Origin of the sequence: Paenibacillus allorhizosphaerae (genome assembly GCF_042659105.1) — a bacterium.
Classification (GTDB): domain Bacteria; phylum Bacillota; class Bacilli; order Paenibacillales; family NBRC-103111; genus Paenibacillus_G; species Paenibacillus_G allorhizosphaerae.
This window is the reverse complement of record NZ_JBHSRV010000001.1, coordinates 1,058,256-1,073,955: the sequence shown is the minus strand read 5'-3', so window position 1 is coordinate 1,073,955 and position 15,700 is coordinate 1,058,256. Positions and strand designations below refer to the sequence as shown.

Sequence of the window (15,700 nt, the reverse complement as noted above, 5' to 3'; positions counted from 1 at the left end):
GAATCAAAATAGATGAGAAAACATGCTGATGTTGATTAAACGGGGTGAACCTATTGAGTCAGGTTCGAATTGTAACGGACAGTACGGCGGATATTCCGCAGGAGCTAAGAGAGAAATACGGCATCGAGATGGTGCCGCTCAAAGTGATTTTCGGTTCGGAGTCTTATCGCGACGGGGTCGATATGGGGCCGGACGAATTTTATGCAAAGCTGGTCGCATCGAATGTGCTGCCGACGACGTCGCAGCCTTCGCCTGTAGACTTTTTGGATACATTCAAGAAGCTGGCGGAAGCCGGCGACGGGCCGGTCATTTCGCTGCAGCTTTCTTCAGCAGTGAGCGGCACGTATCAGTCCGCGCTGCTTGCCAAGACGATGATCGACGATCTGGACGTAACGGTGGTGGATTCGAAGTCCGCGTCATACGGGATCGGACTGATTGCCGTTGAGGCGGCGCAAGCGGCAAGGCAAGGAAAGAGCAAAGAAGAAATTTTGGCGCTCATCGCTCAATTACGCAAAGAAATGCGCCTCTATTTCCTTGTCGATACGCTGGAATATTTGCAAAAAGGCGGGAGAATCGGCAAAGCGGCAGCGCTTGTCGGTTCCCTGCTCAATATTAAGCCGATTCTCTCGCTGAGCGATGAAGGCGAAGTCTATTCGGTAGAAAAGGTGCGCGGGCAAAAGAAAGCGATGAACCGGATTCTCGAGCTTTTGAAACAGGATTTGTCCGGGCGGCCGATTCAACTGAGCATCGCCTATACGACGGGACGGGAGACGGCGGATGAGCTGTGCTCACTCATCAGCGAGCACTTTGAGGTGGTCAGCGTGCATTATACGCACATTGGACCTGTGATCGGGACGCACGTCGGTCCCGGCACCGTAGCGGCATTTGCGGCGCCGGCTTCCAGACCATGACGATCGATTTGTACGCACTTCCGGTCACCAAAGTGTCCGGCGTCAAAGGCAAGAAAGCGGAGGAGCTTCTCGCGCTCGGCATCGCGAGCGTGGGCCAGCTCCTCGACTATTATCCTTTCCGCTACGAGGATTACACGCTTCGAGACTTGACGCAAGCGAAGGACGGAGACCGGATTACGGTGCAGGGAACGATTGCCGGCGTGCCGCAGGTGCAAATGTATGGGCGCGCCAAATCGCGGATGCTGCTAAAAATCGTAGTCGATAACTTGTTCGTCACCGCCGTTTGGTTTAACCGTCATTTTTTGAAGGACAAGCTCACGGCGGGCACGGACATTATTTTAACGGGAAAATGGGATCAAAAACGGCTGCACCTTACCGTTTCGGAATCGGAATTTCCCGGCGCAAGCACTTCTCAGACAGGAACGCTGCAGCCGGTTTATTCGATCAGTGGTTCGATCACGCAAAAATGGTTGCGGCAAATGATGAAGCAGGCGGTTATGCAGTTCAGCGAGATGATTCCCGAGGTGCTGCCGGCGGCGTTGCTGCGCAAGTACGATCTGCTGCCGCGCAAGCAAGCGATCGTGCTGCTGCACCTCCCCGGTAATATGGAGCAAGGTCAGCAGGCACGGAAACGGATGGTATATGAGGAGTTGTTCCTGTTTCAACTAAAAATGCAGGCTTATCGCGCGTTGAACCACTCCAGGGCGGACGGGGTTGCGCACCCCGTCGATTTGCCTGAAGTTCGTGCGTTCGTGCGCTCGCTTCCTTTTACACTCACCGAGTCGCAAAAAAACGTATTAGCGGAAATTTTGCACGATTTGCAGCAGCCGCACAGCATGAACAGGCTGCTGCAAGGGGATGTCGGCGCCGGCAAGACCGTGGTTGCCGCCGCGGCGTTGTTTGCGGTCGTGAAAGCGGGTTACCAGGGCGCTCTGATGGTGCCGACGGAAATTCTCGCCGAGCAGCATAAGCGGTCGCTTGACCGGCTCTTCGAGCCGTACGGTATTCAGACCGCGCTGCTGACCGGCAGCTTAACGGATCGGCAGCGCCGAGACGTGCTCGCTGCGCTTCAAATGGGCATGGTCGACGTCGTTGTCGGTACGCATGCCTTGATTCAGGAGGATGTCTTTTTCAGGCGGCTCGGACTGGTAGTGACCGACGAGCAGCATCGTTTTGGCGTTCAGCAGCGCAGCATTCTTCGGCACAAGGGGATGAACCCGGACATTATGACCATGACGGCGACGCCGATCCCGCGAACGCTGGCTATCACCGCTTTTGGCGATATGGACGTTTCCACGCTGCGCGAACTGCCCAAGGGCCGCAAGCCGATCAAAACCTACGCCGTGACGCATAGTATGCTCGAGCGGGTCATGGGTTTTATCGGCCGGGAGGCGTCCGAGGGACGGCAGGCGTATGTCATTTGCCCGCTGATCGAAGAATCGGAAAAGCTCGATGTGCAGAACGCAATCGACGTGCATGCGCAGCTGCAGCATGCGTTCCCGCAGTATAAGGTCGGCCTGCTCCACGGCCGGATGACGCCCGGCGAGAAGGACGATACGATGCGCGAATTCAGCGAGGGGCGGGTACAGGTGCTCGTCTCCACAACCGTCATCGAGGTTGGGGTCGATGTGCCGAATGCCACGTTAATGATTGTCTACGATGCGGACCGCTTCGGGCTGTCGCAGCTGCATCAGCTTCGCGGCCGGGTCGGCCGGGGCGAACATCAGTCTTATTGCATCCTCATAGCGGATCCGAAAAATGAGGTGGGCAAGGAACGGCTGAAAGCGATGACGGATACGAACGACGGCTTCGAGATCGCCCGCCGCGACTTGGAGCTTCGCGGCCCGGGCGACTTTTTCGGCACCAAGCAAAGCGGTCTGCCGGAATTTCGATTGGCGGACATGGTGACGGATTTTGAAACGATGGAACAGGCGCGCGACGATGCCGCCGAACTTGTACGTCGAACCGATTTTTGGACCGACGCTGCATTTGTCGCGATCAGGGAATATTTGCGGCGGGAGCAAATCTTGAGCGGCGAGCTGTTGGATTAAATAATTAGGTACACATGGCCGAGCCCTCCGACATAGACTTACTGTGTAGGATGTAAGTCCAATTTTTATTGACAACGGTCACGATAAAGGGAGCATCCGGCGTCCCGTTGCAAGATCGGTTGCAGCGGGCGCACCGGAAAATGCCGGTATCCGTAGCCTATGATGGACAACGAGTAGCGGAGTTTGCGGTATTCGTTGCTGTAATAAGGCTGACGAATAAGGGAGCTGTCGGTATCCGTTGCAATGTGGGAGGGGCGCGGCATGAGCTACACGAAATACGGGTTTGATCCCGCACAGGTGGAACGGATCAAGCTGAAGATGAAAAATCCCCAAACGAAGGAACGGGTAAAAATGATCCTTCAGGGCGTCACCAAGTATGATCTTCAGGATCGCGTCAAGGTGCGCCGGTTTGTCGGTATGCTGACCAAAGCGCTGGGCGAGAAAGTGACGGAGCAGCAAATGGAGCATTTGGTCCAATTCGTCGTTTCACAAAAGATCGACCCGAACAATACGTTCCATTTGATCAAATTGTGGAGCATGTTCCGCTGAGCGGAACATGTTTTTTAATGTTACTGAATGAAAGAGCAGCCTGTTGTAAAGCTGCAGCGCATAGGCGAATTTTAGCAATTAGAAAAATTCAAGGGAAAAACATCTGGTTGTTTTGAAATACGCCAATAAACGTTTCTTATTATGTCCAGCGGTGCCAAGTTGAATTGCCGTACAACTTTCCTTATGATGAATGTAACGTTCATAGCGATGAAGGAGAATGACATATGGCCAAAATCCTCTTGGTGGACGATGACAACTATATCCGTGAACTGATGAAGGCCTCTTTGCATGGTGAAGGATTTGCGCTCTTCGAGGCGCGCAACGGGCGGGAAGCACTTGAACAATTGGAACGGCGCCCCGTAGATTTGGTCATCCTCGACGTGATGATGCCGCTGATGGACGGCTGGGAACTATGCCGCGAGCTGCGCCGCTTGTACCCGGATCTGCCGATGCTGATGGTGACGGCCCGCACGGAGACGATGGATAAAGTGAAAGGCTTTGAGCTCGGCACGGACGATTATTTGGTGAAGCCGTTCGACCCGCCGGAGCTGGTCGCTCGGGTGAAGGCGCTTCTGAAACGATACCGGATCGCTTCCTCTCAAGTGATCCGCCTGGGTGAAGTGGAACTGAACCGCAGCAGCTTTGAAGTAAGCCGGGGCCGGGAACGGATGTCGCTTCCGCCGAAGGAATTCGAATTGTTATTTAAGCTCGCCGCGCACCCGAATCAAATTTTTACGCGCAACCAACTGATCGAACAAATTTGGGGCATCGATTACGAAGGGGACGATCGGACGGTCGACGTGCATATTAAACGGCTGAGGGAACGTTTCCCGGAGCCGATCGTCGGCTTCGCCATCCGCACGATTCGCGGACTCGGCTATAAGCTGGAGGTGCTGGCATGATCCGCTCGCTCTATTCCAGGGTTGTCCTCACCTTTATGGGCGCTGTGATCATTGGGTTAATATCGGCGTTTTATTTGACCAACTGGTTTTTCCGGGATCAAGTTTTCAACTCCATAAGCGAAGAATTGCTGCTGAGTGCAAAGGATCTTGTCGAGACGTACGGCATGACGCAAGGTGTGGAAGTGGACAAGTTTTTTCGCGCTCATTACTCGGCACGAGGTAACATCGTCACGTTGATCGATGCATCGGGACAGCGGTATCGATTTGATGAGCAGCTCTCCGGTAACGTCAAGCCGATCCCGGACGAAGCGGTGCGCCAGGTGCTGAATGGACAAGCGTACCAGAGCAGCGATGAACAGCCGGAAAGTTTGTTGGCGGGTTATCCGCTTTCAGCGGATGGCCTCAAGTTCGCGCTGTTCGTCCAGCCGGGAGAGCTGCATATGGCTTATTTGATTCGCCGCATGGTGCTGACCTCGCTGGCTGTCGTACTCATCGTCGGCAGTCTGCTCTTGGCTGTGGCCGCACGCTATCTCGTTCAGCCGCTGAAGCGGATGACCTGGGCGACCCAGCGTTTTGCCAAAGGCGATTTCAATGTCAATCTGCAATGGAAGCCGCGAAAAGACGAGCTGGGGGAGCTGGCTCAAAGCTTTAGCCATATGGCTTCCGAGCTGAGGCAAATGGAACAGATGCGCAGAGATTTTGTGTCCAATGTATCTCACGAAATTCAATCGCCGCTGACGTCGATAGCCGGATTTTCGAAAGTGCTGCGCAGCCGTCCCATGTCGGACGAAGAACGGAATCAATATTTGGATATTATTACGACGGAGTCGGAAAGGCTGTCGCGGCTGAGCGATAATTTGCTCAAGCTTGCTTCGCTGGAATCGGAGCACCATCCCTTTCATCCGCGAACGTACGGGTTGGACGAGCAGCTGCGGCGGGTCATCGTATCGCTTGAACCGCAGTGGACAGCCAAGAAGCAGCAGCTTGACTTAAAGCTGCCCTCCGTCAAAGTCGCAGCGGACGAAGACCAACTGAACCAAGTTTGGATCAATCTGCTCGGCAACGCCATCAAATTTACGCCGGAAGGAGGCGTGATTCGGATTGCGCTTCAGCCGTTGACCGATCGCATCCGCGTCCGCATTGAAGATAACGGTATCGGAATTACCACTGAAGAATTGGCACGCATATTCGACCGGTTTTACAAAGCGGATCGTTCGCACCATCGGGAGCACGGAGGGAGCGGTCTGGGCCTTGCCATTGCGAAAAAAATCGTCGATTTGCATCGGGGAACCATCGAGGTAAGCAGTCAACCTGGCAAATTTACCGTGTTTACAGTAACGCTGCCGAGCGTGTCGATCAAACGGGGCTAAGTGGTGCTCTCCTTTTTTTTCCTTAGTTCCCCATAAACTCCTATCGTTTTATAAATCGGATCGTTTTATAGTTAAACCTGGCTATGTTTGTGCCGGGTTTTTCTTTTTGTTCAAATTTCGTTCATGTTCAGTTCATATTGACGTTGTAATGTAACTCTAGACCTCATGTTTCATAGAGAGAACGGAAGGAGTTCGAGAATGAACCGGCTGATCCAATTTTCAATGAAAAACGTTTCGGCGCTCATGATTATGATCATTCTCCTGCTCGGCAGCGGGATTTATTCGGCCCTCAATATAAAGGAGGAGAACTTTCCGGATATCTCGTTTCCTGTCGTCATGGTGTCAACTACTTACACCGGTTCGCCGCAGGATGTGATGGAGAACATTACGAAGCCGATCGAGGAAAAGCTTGCGAATGTGGAAGGAATCGATTCGCTGACTTCCACTTCAAGCGACAATATTTCATCAGTGCTCGTACAGTTCAAACAGGGCGTGGATATTGACAAGAAAAAACAAGATATCGATAGTCTGCTGCAGGAAGTGAAACTTCCGAACGCTGCTGGCAAACCGAAGGCCGCGACGTTCGGGTTTGCGTCCATCCCAGCTTACTATTTGGTAGCGTACGCGGACGAAGGAATGAGTCAAACCGAGCTTGACAAGCTGTATAAAGATAAAATCAAGCCCGGCTTCGAAGGGATCAGCGGTATCGACCATGTCAACGCGGTCGGGAATCGCGAGACCACGATGGATATTCAGCTCAACGCCGATGCTTTGAGCGCGTTCGGGTTGACCCCGTCCCAGGTTACCGCCGCCATCAACTCGTCGCTGTCCAAAGGACCGATCGGTACGGTGGAGCTGAGCGGCAACGCCAAGATGGCCCGGGTAACGGGCGATTTGGACAGTTTATACAGCCTGGAGCAAATGGAGATCGGGCTGTCTTCCGGGGGTACCGTGACGCTGTCTCAAGTCGCGAAAGTGTCGGCCATCGCCGAATCCGAATTTAATGCCCGGTTGGACGGCAAGCCCGCGCTCGGCATTCATTTGTTCAAAACGAAAGACGCCAACGCAGTGGAATTCTCCGATTCGGCGGATAAGCTGATGGAGGATTGGAAGGCGTCGATGCCAAGCGTCACCTTCAAAACGATCTACAACAGTGCGGATGAAGTAAAAGAATCGATTAACGGGATGCTGCGGGAAGGGATTGCGGGAGCGCTGCTCGCTTCCGTCATGATTCTGCTTTTCCTCCGCAACGTAAGAATGACGCTGATCGTGCTCGTTTCCATTCCGTTGTCCATCCTGATCACCTTAATGATGCTGAAGCAGATGGACATCACGTTGAACATTATGACCCTGGGCGGCATGTTTATTGCAGTCGGGCGGGTCGTTGACGACTCTATAGTCGTTATTGAGAACATTTATACGAATTTGGCCAAGGCGCAGGAGCGCAACGAATCGGTCATCGCTTACGCGACCAAGCAAGTAGCGATGGCGATTACGTCTTCGACGATCGCAACGGTCGGCGTGTTCGCTCCGATGGGTCTGGTCAGCGGGATTGTCGGCGAAATATTCAGGCCGTTCGCTATAACGATAGGATGCGCACTTCTGGCTTCGCTACTCGTCGCACTTACAGTCATCCCGATGCTTGCCAAACTGCTCGTGCTGCAGGGCAAAACGATCAAGTCGCATGACGAAAGCAAGCCCGGAAAAGTTACCGTTTTTTACGAACGCCTGCTGCAATGGTCACTGACGCACCGGATCAAGACGCTGCTCATTTCAGGACTGCTATTCGTCGTGTCGTTAGCGGTGACCATACCGAATTTGGCCGTTGCGTTCATGCCGAGCGGGGAATCGCCGAGAACGATGTACTACCAAATCAAGCTGCCTTATGAAACATCGTTTAATTCGACCGATTTGAAGTCCAAAGAGCTTGAGAAGATGATGCTCGAAACAAATGATTCTAACGGAGACCCGGTATTCAACTATGTTGAAGCGCTGGTCGGTTACAGCGACGGGGACGATCGAGTTCCATACGCGATGCAAATTTACGTCGAAGTGAACAAAAACGTCAATCCGGATCAGGCTAAAGAGCAGTTCAAGCAGGCGATTTTGGCCGAGCTGCCCAAGGATTCGGAAGTAGAGCCCCGATCGCTCGGAGGCGGAGGCGGAGTTTCCACCACCGACTTCTCGTATTCATTGATTGGGGAGGAGCAGAAACAGCTCGAAATAGCTGCCGAACAAATCAAGAAAAAGCTGTCCGAGTTTCCGGAGCTCAGTGAAATCGAAGACAGCTTGAGCGACGCGAAAACCCAGGTTGACATCGTCGTCGACCAAAAGAAAGCACGCACTTACGGATTGGATGTCGCTTCGGTAAGAGAAACGGCTCGCAGCTGGATTGCGAAGCAGGAGCTTGGCGATATCAAATTGGACGACATTACGTATACGACCACGGTCTCGCTATCCAAAACCGACAAGGATTCGCTTGAGAAGCTCGGCAGAATGCCGATCAAAACGAATGCCGGCACCGTATATTTGGATGAAATCGCCAAGATCAAGGAAGTCGAAGCACCTGCTTCGATCCGGCGGGACGATCAGAAGCAAGTGGTGAACATCACGGCGAAAATCGATTCCGCGGACAAGAGCGGCATCAGCCGGGAAGTATCGGCGGCGCTCAGCGCGGTTGAACTGCCCGACGGCGTAGACCGTCAAGTGAAAGGGGTAAGCGAAGATATTAACGAGAGCTTTACCCAACTGTTTGCCGCTATGGCCGTAGCCGTAGCCGTCGTATATCTCGTCATGGTGCTTGCGTTCGGAAACGCCGGGGCGCCTCTGGCAATCTTGTTCTCGCTGCCGCTTGCGGCAATCGGCGGCCTGCTCGCTCTCTTAATTACAAGGGAATCGCTCAACGTGACCTCGATGATCGGCTTCATGATGCTGATCGGGATCGTCGTTACGAATGCGATCGTGCTGATCGACAGGGCACAGCAGCTTCGCCACGAAGGCTATACCGTACGGCATGCCTTGATCGAAGCCGGCCGGGTTCGCCTGCGTCCGATCATTATGACGGCCGGTGCCACGATCGTTGCCTTGCTGCCGCTGGCGCTGGGCTTTACGAAAGGAACGCTCATTTCCAAAGGTCTCGCGGTCGTGGTGATCGGCGGCTTGACGACATCCACCGTGCTCACGCTTGTCGTTGTGCCGATCGTCTACGAATTGATCGAGGCTTTCAAGAATCGGGTATCCGGATGGATTCATAGAGAGAAGCGCAGCGGCTCCAAGCCGACTTCGCTCGAAATGTAAGAAGAGGAGGCACCCAAAGATGTCAGAGAGAGCGAAAAAGGCGAAGAAACGGGTTTGGGCGCTTGCTTTGCTGGCGGTTGTTACGGCGCTTGCCGCCGGCTGCTCGGCGTCAAAAGGCCAAGCCACGGTTAATATGGATTTGGAGAACAAACCGCTCAAAACCGAGTCGATCGCAAAGAAAAAAATTAGCGAGCCTCGCGAGCAAATTGCCGATGTGGCCGCGATCAGTACCGTGGATGTCATTCCGAAAGCAAACGGCCAGGTGACTGCGGTTTACAAGAAGCGCGGCGATGTGGTGCAGGCCGGTGAAGCGCTGTTCCATATCGATAGCAGGGATGCGGAATCCGCTGCGCAGAAGAGCCGAATCTCACTTGAAAGTTCCCAGCAGTCGCTGGCAAAATCCCGCGAGGATAATTCGAACGCCCGGAGGGATTTGCAAAGCGCGATTGCCAAATCGGAAGAACAAGTGAACAACGCCCAGAAAGAGTACAGTAAGATTCGAAATGATTATGATGAGGGTCAAGCGACGCTGCGTCAGGTTGAACAAGCAGAGACGGCGTTCAACAACGCGCGGCTTGATCTGGAGTCTCAACAAAACAAACTGGCTGCTATGGACAAAACGGACCCGCTTGCCGCGCAGCAAGCGCAAGTCTCGTCGTCGCAAGTCGCTTATACGGATGCGCAGCGTGCCCTGGAAAATTACGACGTGAAAGCCCCGGTCAGCGGCGTCCTTACGGATTTCAACGTTGAAGCGGGCGGATCCGTATCGCAAACCGCCAAGATTGGACAGGTACAGCAAATCGATCCCATCAAGATCAAGGCGGAGCTGAGCGAAGCATCGTACCTACTGGTGAAAAACAAAAAACAGCTGACATTCTTTAGTCCCGATCGGCCATCGGAGAAAGCAACCGCCGATATCACATTTTTGTCGGGTGTGATGAGTGCTCAGACGAAAACTTACTCGCTGGAGCTGGAAGTAGCCAACAGCGACCAGAAGCTGAAGCCCGGCTCCCGGGTGCTGCTGCAGCTGACGACGGAAGACGAAGAGCAGGTCATTGCCGTGCCTACGCTCAGCATCGTCCGGGAAGGGGCGGATTCCTACGTCTTCGTTCTTCAAGGCGATCATGTTGAAAGACGCAAAATCAAGCTGGGACGTCTCGGCGACACGTATCAGGAAGTGCTCGACGGAGTGAAGGAAGGAGAGAAGCTTGTCACATCCGGCCAGCATCAGCTGAAAGACGGACAAAAAGTCAATGCGGCCGGGGCGGCTGTCGCCCCTACTTCCTCCGGGCAACCTGCAGCGGATTCGTCCAAAAAATAATACCGAATTAGGAGGCATTTCGATGAATAAGCATTGGAAAACAGCGATGACCGCCGTCTTGATCGGTTCGACTATCATTCAAGTCGGCACGCCGGTCCTTGCCGCAGACAGCCCTCAAGCTTCTGTAGCCGCGCCGAGCAATTACGGGCTAACCGATACGATCCGGGCTGCGGTGAAGAGCCTGGCGGTCGAATCGACGCCAAACGGCACGCGCATTGCGGCAACCGTACGACTCTATAACGGAGGTACGCAAAAAACGCGCATACCGGATCATCAGCTTCGCATCCGCTCGACCGACGGCAATGAATATACGCTGAATGCGAGCGCCGCGAACAAAGGAGCACTCCAGCCCAATGAAATCGGCGAGCTGGTATATATGAACGTGATCGACAGCGGGACGCCGATTACGATTTCTCAGCTTTCTTTTGTATACGTAGACGAGTACGTTTATCCGAAAACGGAAACCCCGCTATTGAACATTCCGATCGATAAACAGGTATGGTATGCATCGGCCACAGGCTCGCAAACCGCCGAATCGAAAGAATGGGGCGAATCGTTTACGATCCCGGGCCTGAACTCCGGTCTGCGCTACACGCCGACAGCGATCGACGTTCAGTACGTTTCGACTGCCGCTCCGTCAGCGGGTGCTTCCGCAGGGGCTGGAACCCCCGCCTCTGCCGCAGCTTCCGCTGGCGCAGCATCTGCAGGCGCGGCTTCCGCAGGTGCGTCCTCCTCGACCGGAACAGGACGCGTTGCGCTTGTTACCGTGTTAGTGGAAAACCCGGGTGTCGGACGCGAAACGATGCCTGATTTCCGAATTGACGGGCAAACCGAGCAGAAAAATTACACCGGTAAACGTACGGAGCAAGGTCCGATTACGATCGATGTAGGCGAGAAAAAGTATGTACATTTCGCAATCCCGATGGACAATAATAGCGAGACGCTGAAGTCGTTGATCGTAACGACTACCGAAACGTACGTTCAAGCCGGTGCGCAGGGCGCCACTCCGGTAAGTACGAACTTTGACGTTGGTCGCCTCAGCATCGCTGTTCTTGCCGGCGGCCAGACCGACACGGTGCAAGCGAGCCCTTATACGATGGGGAACCTGATTACAATGGATCCGATCAACAAGCTGATCGACGGGAAGACCGAAGTGTCATTGATGGAAATGCACATTCACGATAACGGAGACACCGGATATAAGACTGTTGTCGGTAAATTCAAGCTTACTAACCGGAACGACATCCCGGTTCCGCTGCCGGCTTTCCAAACGGAGCTTGTCGGCGAAGGCGGCGTAACGTACGCCGGAACGCGGCAGTCCAATGCAGCGGCAACATTGAACCCGAATATGGGTTATGTCATCAACTATTCGTTCAACGTGCCGAAATCGGAAACCGGCCAGCAGTTGAAGCTGAAACTGCTTGATGCACAAACGGCTGCACCATACAAAAGCACGATTGCGGCGATTCAAACCGCGGCCACCGATCCGGAAGCGGGCGGCACCGCGTTCAAGATGTATCCGTTCGATATTACGCTTAACGATTGGATCATTGCTACGATGACGACGCCTACCGGCTCTTCGCTTGTATACAATTATAAATTGTCGCTCAATCTGGATATTAAACAGGCGGATGACGTGCTGCTTGACAATAATTTCTCCAAGCTTCACTTTGAACTGGTAGATAACTCGGGTCGCATCGTCGGCACGGCGGATTCCGAGCTTACCGGACCGAATAAGCTGGTTAACGGCAAACAGACAGTAACGTTCAACGCCAAGTCCGAGCAGCTCGACTACCCGCTAACGCTTAACGTATATGAAAGCTTCGATACGCCAAACGGTCAAGCGAAGCGGTTCATTACGAGCCTCAAACAGCAAAACGGCTAAACCGGGTTGTTCTTTTAAAGTCAGAACAAAGCGGTGCCTCAACGCTAACAAATATAATGAGATGAGCGCTTCTTTTCCCGTTGTACGGGGAAGAGGCGCTCGTTTTTTTTTCGCGTCTCTCGTTTTGCGCTATTTTCCTCCCGCCTTTCCGATAACAATCGCGAATTCGTTCACGAAGGACGGTCACAGTTCGTTCCGAATTGGTGTGAGCACAATCACACGTCCGGATTCCGCAGTCGCGTATACTCGGTATATCGAAACAAAAGCTAATCGAAAGCGAGTGGTCATGTATGCTGCGTGAATCGACAATCCAAATCATCAAATCGACGGTACCCGTCCTGGAGCTTCACGGTACGGATATTACGAAGCGGTTCTATCACCTCTTGTTCACAAACCATCCTGAACTATTGCATGTGTTCAATCATGCGAATCAGAAGCAAGGCCGTCAACCGGAAGCACTGGCTAATGCGATCTATGCTGCCGCGCAGCACATCGATAAGTTGGAGACAATACTCCCGGTCGTGAAACAGATCGCCCATAAACACCGGAGCCTCGGCATCCAAGCGGAACATTATCCGATCGTCGGGAACACGCTGCTGGCCGCAATCAAAGACGTGCTGGGCGATGCGGCGACGGAACCGATTTTGACGGCGTGGGCGGAAGCTTACGGCATTATCGCCGATGCATTTATTTCGGTGGAAGCCGCGATGTATGAGCAGGCCGAAAGGCAGGATGGCGGCTGGAAAGGATTTCGGGCGTTCCGGGTGGACCGCAAGCAGAAGGAAAGCGAAGTCATTACATCGTTTTACCTTGTTCCGCAGGACGGGGGGGCGATCGCCGACTTTGAACCGGGGCAGTATGTGAGTGTAAAGCCGGAAATGCCGGGCGAAACGTATACGCATATTCGTCAATACAGCCTTCGGACGCACCGGGAAAGCCGTACTATCGCATTTCAGTCAAGCGCGAGGACGCGGTGCACGATCGCACGGCAGGCAAGGTATCGTGTTACTTGCACCATCAGATCGAGGAAGGGGATATTTTATGGTTGACGGCTCCGGCCGGGGACTTTATTCTGAACCGCGCAGACCGCCGGCCCGTTGTACTGATGAGCGGCGGCGTCGGTCTGACGCCAATGGTGAGCATGCTGAATACGCTTGTGGAAACTTCGCCGGACCGGCCGGTTACGTTCATTCACGCTGTTCGCAACGGTGATTTGCATGCCATGCGTGACCACGTGGTTGGGCTGGCGCAGAAGCATGCGCAGCTGAAAGTATATTTCTGTTATCAAGAGCCTACGGACGGCGATCGGGAACAGCAGGCTTACGACAAGGAAGGGTATATTGATTTGCCGTGGCTAAAGTCGATTTTGCCGAATAACGATGCTTGCTTTTATTTCTGCGGGCCCGTTCCTTTTATGCGATCGATGAATCGGGCGCTGAAAGAATGGGGTGTAGCCGCTGATAACATACATTACGAGTTTTTCGGTCCGGCCGGCAGCTTGGAAGAACCGGCGATAGTAACTCCCGTATCTCGCGCATAGTTTCCACAAAAGCACTAGGGAGGTCGACAGTATCAGCCCCCCTACATGCGCCGGTTCTTCATGCGGATAATGGACGTCAGCCGTGGCGTAAGGGTTGTTTTCGACCGTTAGCCGTTGTAGTTTGCGGACTGCGCACGCAGCAGCCGGTTGACGGTTTCGCGTCTCAAGCCGATCAGTTGACCAATCTCCTCCTGCGTGAGCACATCGGTCAGCCCGGCCGGCGCAATATAAATACCGAACCACTCCTGCAGCTTTTGCAGCTTGTCCGCAGGGGCGGTTTGAGTCAATTGATCGATCCGCTGCTGCATCATGCGCAGCTTGCTTTGCAGCAGGAGCGCGATCTCGAGGCCTTTTTCCGGATGCTGTTTCAGGTTATCGTACCACTCTGCGGCCGGCAGTGACTCGACTTCGCTTGTCACCAGCGCGATCGCCGTGCCGTGGTATTCCTTCGGGCTGATGAGGGAGTGGTGGGGAATGATTTCGCCGGGAACGATAATATTGAACAATATCGGATTTCCATCCTCATGGATGCGAACGATTTTGAGAAGACCGCTCTTAATATGATATAAAGGCCCTGATTCTCCTTGACGGAACAAGGTTTCGCCTTTATGCAGCAGCATAGCACGTTCACCTCAACTATTTAGCGCTCAGCCTCCGGCAACGAAGGCCAAATACATGAATATATTTACCGAGAAAAAGCTTCGATCCGGAGCTTTTTCTTTTTTTAAATTATAGCATATGTTGATCGTTTCGAAGGAGGATTGCCATTGGAAGCAAAATCGTTTATTAATGAATTATAGAAAGGATGGTCGAACCTATTGAAACTTAGTGTACTGGATCTTGTGCCCGTCTTTGACGGTGCGGACGCCGAAACTGCGCTGGAACAGGCGGCTTCGCTTGCGCGGGCTGCCGAGCGGGCCGGTTACCATCGATATTGGGTGGCCGAGCACCATGATATGCCGAGATTGGCCTGTACTTCACCGGAGGTGCTGCTCGCCCATATCGGCGCGCGCACCGAAACGATCAGGCTCGGATCCGGCGCTACGCTGCTGCCGCATTACAAGCCGATCAAAGTTGCGGAATCGTTCCATATGCTTTCCTCGCTGTATCCAGGGCGCGTCGATATAGGGATTGGCAGAGCACCCGGCGGCTCAGCGCACGTCATGATGGCGCTCAGCGGCAATTTTTTGGAAAACGTACGGCAGCTGCCGCAGTCGATCCAGGCTTTGACGGCCATGATTGCAAACGAATATATCCATGACGGCGAGTGTGTAACCGCACGGCCGCTGCCGTCGATCGCGCCGGAAGTTTGGATGCTGGGCACCAATCACAAAAGCGCAGCCTACGCAGCGGAATTCGGAACCGGTTTTGTATTCGGGCAGTTCATGAGCGATCTGGACGGAGCGCAGGTGTTAGCTTCTTACCGTGAATCATTCCAACCGTCCCGTCTTTGCCGCGAGCCGCGAACCATCGTTGCCATCGGCGTCGTATGCGCCGACTCGGAAGAAGAAGCGCAGTTCAGGGCCGCACAAGTTCGCCGCTGGTTTCAGCCGGAACCCGATTCGTCGGCTCCGAACGTTTCACCGGCTACGTCTTCTTCAGGTGCACCCGAAGCTTCGTCATCGCCGGCCGATCAGACTTATCAGGGGGCGGCTTTGCTGCCTTCGAACAATGATACCCCAACTTTGCCTTCGAGTCCCAGTAAACTGCTTGTCGGTCGACCTGATCAAATCAAACTGCGTCTCGAGGAGCTGGCTCGCGCCTATGAGACGGACGAGTTTTTGATCGTAACGCTAGTGCCGGATTATGAATTTCGCCTCCAATCCTACGAACGGCTGGCATGTGCAGTATTAGGCTAGGGCAAGCCTTATTTA

Annotated in this window: 10 protein-coding genes and 1 pseudogene; 10 read left to right on the top strand and 1 reads right to left on the bottom strand. The window is 53.7% G+C overall.

The genetic code is table 11. From position 1 onward, the window contains the following. Window positions 1–53: 53 nt before the first annotated feature. The 9 genes and pseudogenes from ACFQI7_RS04670 to hmpA all read left to right on the top strand — a co-directional run bounded on the left by ACFQI7_RS04670 (window position 54) and on the right by hmpA (window position 13,826). On the top strand, window positions 54–911 hold the full coding sequence (locus tag ACFQI7_RS04670; RefSeq protein ID WP_218097250.1) for a DegV family protein: 858 nt from the start codon (window positions 54–56) through the stop codon (window positions 909–911). After that, complete coding sequence (gene recG / locus ACFQI7_RS04665) at window positions 908–2,962, top strand: ATP-dependent DNA helicase RecG (protein WP_218097251.1); 2,055 nt, start codon at window positions 908–910, stop codon at window positions 2,960–2,962. The genes ACFQI7_RS04670 and recG overlap by 4 nt, the downstream gene beginning before the upstream one ends. Before the next feature lie 261 nt (window positions 2,963–3,223). Next, entirely contained in the window at window positions 3,224–3,511 is a 288-nt protein-coding gene (locus ACFQI7_RS04660) for a stage VI sporulation protein F (protein ID WP_218097252.1), read from the top strand. A 224-nt stretch (window positions 3,512–3,735) separates the two neighbouring features. After that, entirely contained in the window at window positions 3,736–4,413 is a 678-nt protein-coding gene (locus ACFQI7_RS04655) for a response regulator transcription factor (protein WP_218097253.1), read from the top strand. Further along, window positions 4,410–5,783 carry a sensor histidine kinase gene (locus ACFQI7_RS04650; protein WP_218097254.1) on the top strand — a complete coding sequence of 458 codons (1,374 nt, stop codon included), beginning with the start codon at window positions 4,410–4,412 and terminating at the stop codon, window positions 5,781–5,783. The genes ACFQI7_RS04655 and ACFQI7_RS04650 overlap by 4 nt, the downstream gene beginning before the upstream one ends. Before the next feature lie 198 nt (window positions 5,784–5,981). Continuing rightward, window positions 5,982–9,080 carry an efflux RND transporter permease subunit gene (locus ACFQI7_RS04645; protein ID WP_218097255.1) on the top strand — a complete coding sequence of 1,033 codons (3,099 nt, stop codon included), beginning with the start codon at window positions 5,982–5,984 and terminating at the stop codon, window positions 9,078–9,080. A gap of 19 nt (window positions 9,081–9,099) precedes the next feature. Further along, window positions 9,100–10,401 (top strand): efflux RND transporter periplasmic adaptor subunit, encoded by a 1,302-nt coding sequence (locus ACFQI7_RS04640; protein WP_218097256.1) that lies wholly within the window; start codon window positions 9,100–9,102, stop codon window positions 10,399–10,401. Window positions 10,402–10,423: 22 nt separating this feature from the next. After that, window positions 10,424–12,286, top strand: coding sequence for a hypothetical protein (locus tag ACFQI7_RS04635; RefSeq protein ID WP_218097257.1), 1,863 nt, complete (start codon window positions 10,424–10,426; stop codon window positions 12,284–12,286). 290 nt (window positions 12,287–12,576) lie between these two features. Continuing rightward, a pseudogene (gene hmpA, locus ACFQI7_RS04630) lies at window positions 12,577–13,826 on the top strand (NO-inducible flavohemoprotein). 107 nt (window positions 13,827–13,933) lie between these two features. Here the strand turns inward: hmpA and ACFQI7_RS04625 are convergent. Then, complete coding sequence (locus ACFQI7_RS04625) at window positions 13,934–14,446, bottom strand: Crp/Fnr family transcriptional regulator (RefSeq protein ID WP_218097258.1); 513 nt, start codon at window positions 14,444–14,446, stop codon at window positions 13,934–13,936. 198 nt (window positions 14,447–14,644) lie between these two features. On the opposite strand from ACFQI7_RS04625, the gene ACFQI7_RS04620 reads away from it, so the two are divergent. Beyond that, window positions 14,645–15,685, top strand: coding sequence for an LLM class flavin-dependent oxidoreductase (locus ACFQI7_RS04620; RefSeq protein WP_218097259.1), 1,041 nt, complete (start codon window positions 14,645–14,647; stop codon window positions 15,683–15,685). Window positions 15,686–15,700: the final 15 nt, after the last annotated feature.

What these genes read in the sequence shown, in the direction of transcription:
- ACFQI7_RS04635 (WP_218097257.1), top strand. Translation starts at nt 10,424, where the DNA reads ATGAATAAGCATTGGAAAACAGCGATGACCGCCGTCTTGATCGGTTCG.
- recG (WP_218097251.1), top strand. Translation starts at nt 908, where the DNA reads ATGACGATCGATTTGTACGCACTTCCGGTCACCAAAGTGTCCGGCGTC.
- ACFQI7_RS04650 (WP_218097254.1), top strand. Translation starts at nt 4,410, where the DNA reads ATGATCCGCTCGCTCTATTCCAGGGTTGTCCTCACCTTTATGGGCGCT.
- ACFQI7_RS04645 (WP_218097255.1), top strand. Translation starts at nt 5,982, where the DNA reads ATGAACCGGCTGATCCAATTTTCAATGAAAAACGTTTCGGCGCTCATG.
- ACFQI7_RS04660 (WP_218097252.1), top strand. Translation starts at nt 3,224, where the DNA reads ATGAGCTACACGAAATACGGGTTTGATCCCGCACAGGTGGAACGGATC.
- ACFQI7_RS04655 (WP_218097253.1), top strand. Translation starts at nt 3,736, where the DNA reads ATGGCCAAAATCCTCTTGGTGGACGATGACAACTATATCCGTGAACTG.
- ACFQI7_RS04640 (WP_218097256.1), top strand. Translation starts at nt 9,100, where the DNA reads ATGTCAGAGAGAGCGAAAAAGGCGAAGAAACGGGTTTGGGCGCTTGCT.
- ACFQI7_RS04625 (WP_218097258.1), bottom strand. Translation starts at nt 14,446, where the DNA reads ATGCTGCTGCATAAAGGCGAAACCTTGTTCCGTCAAGGAGAATCAGGG.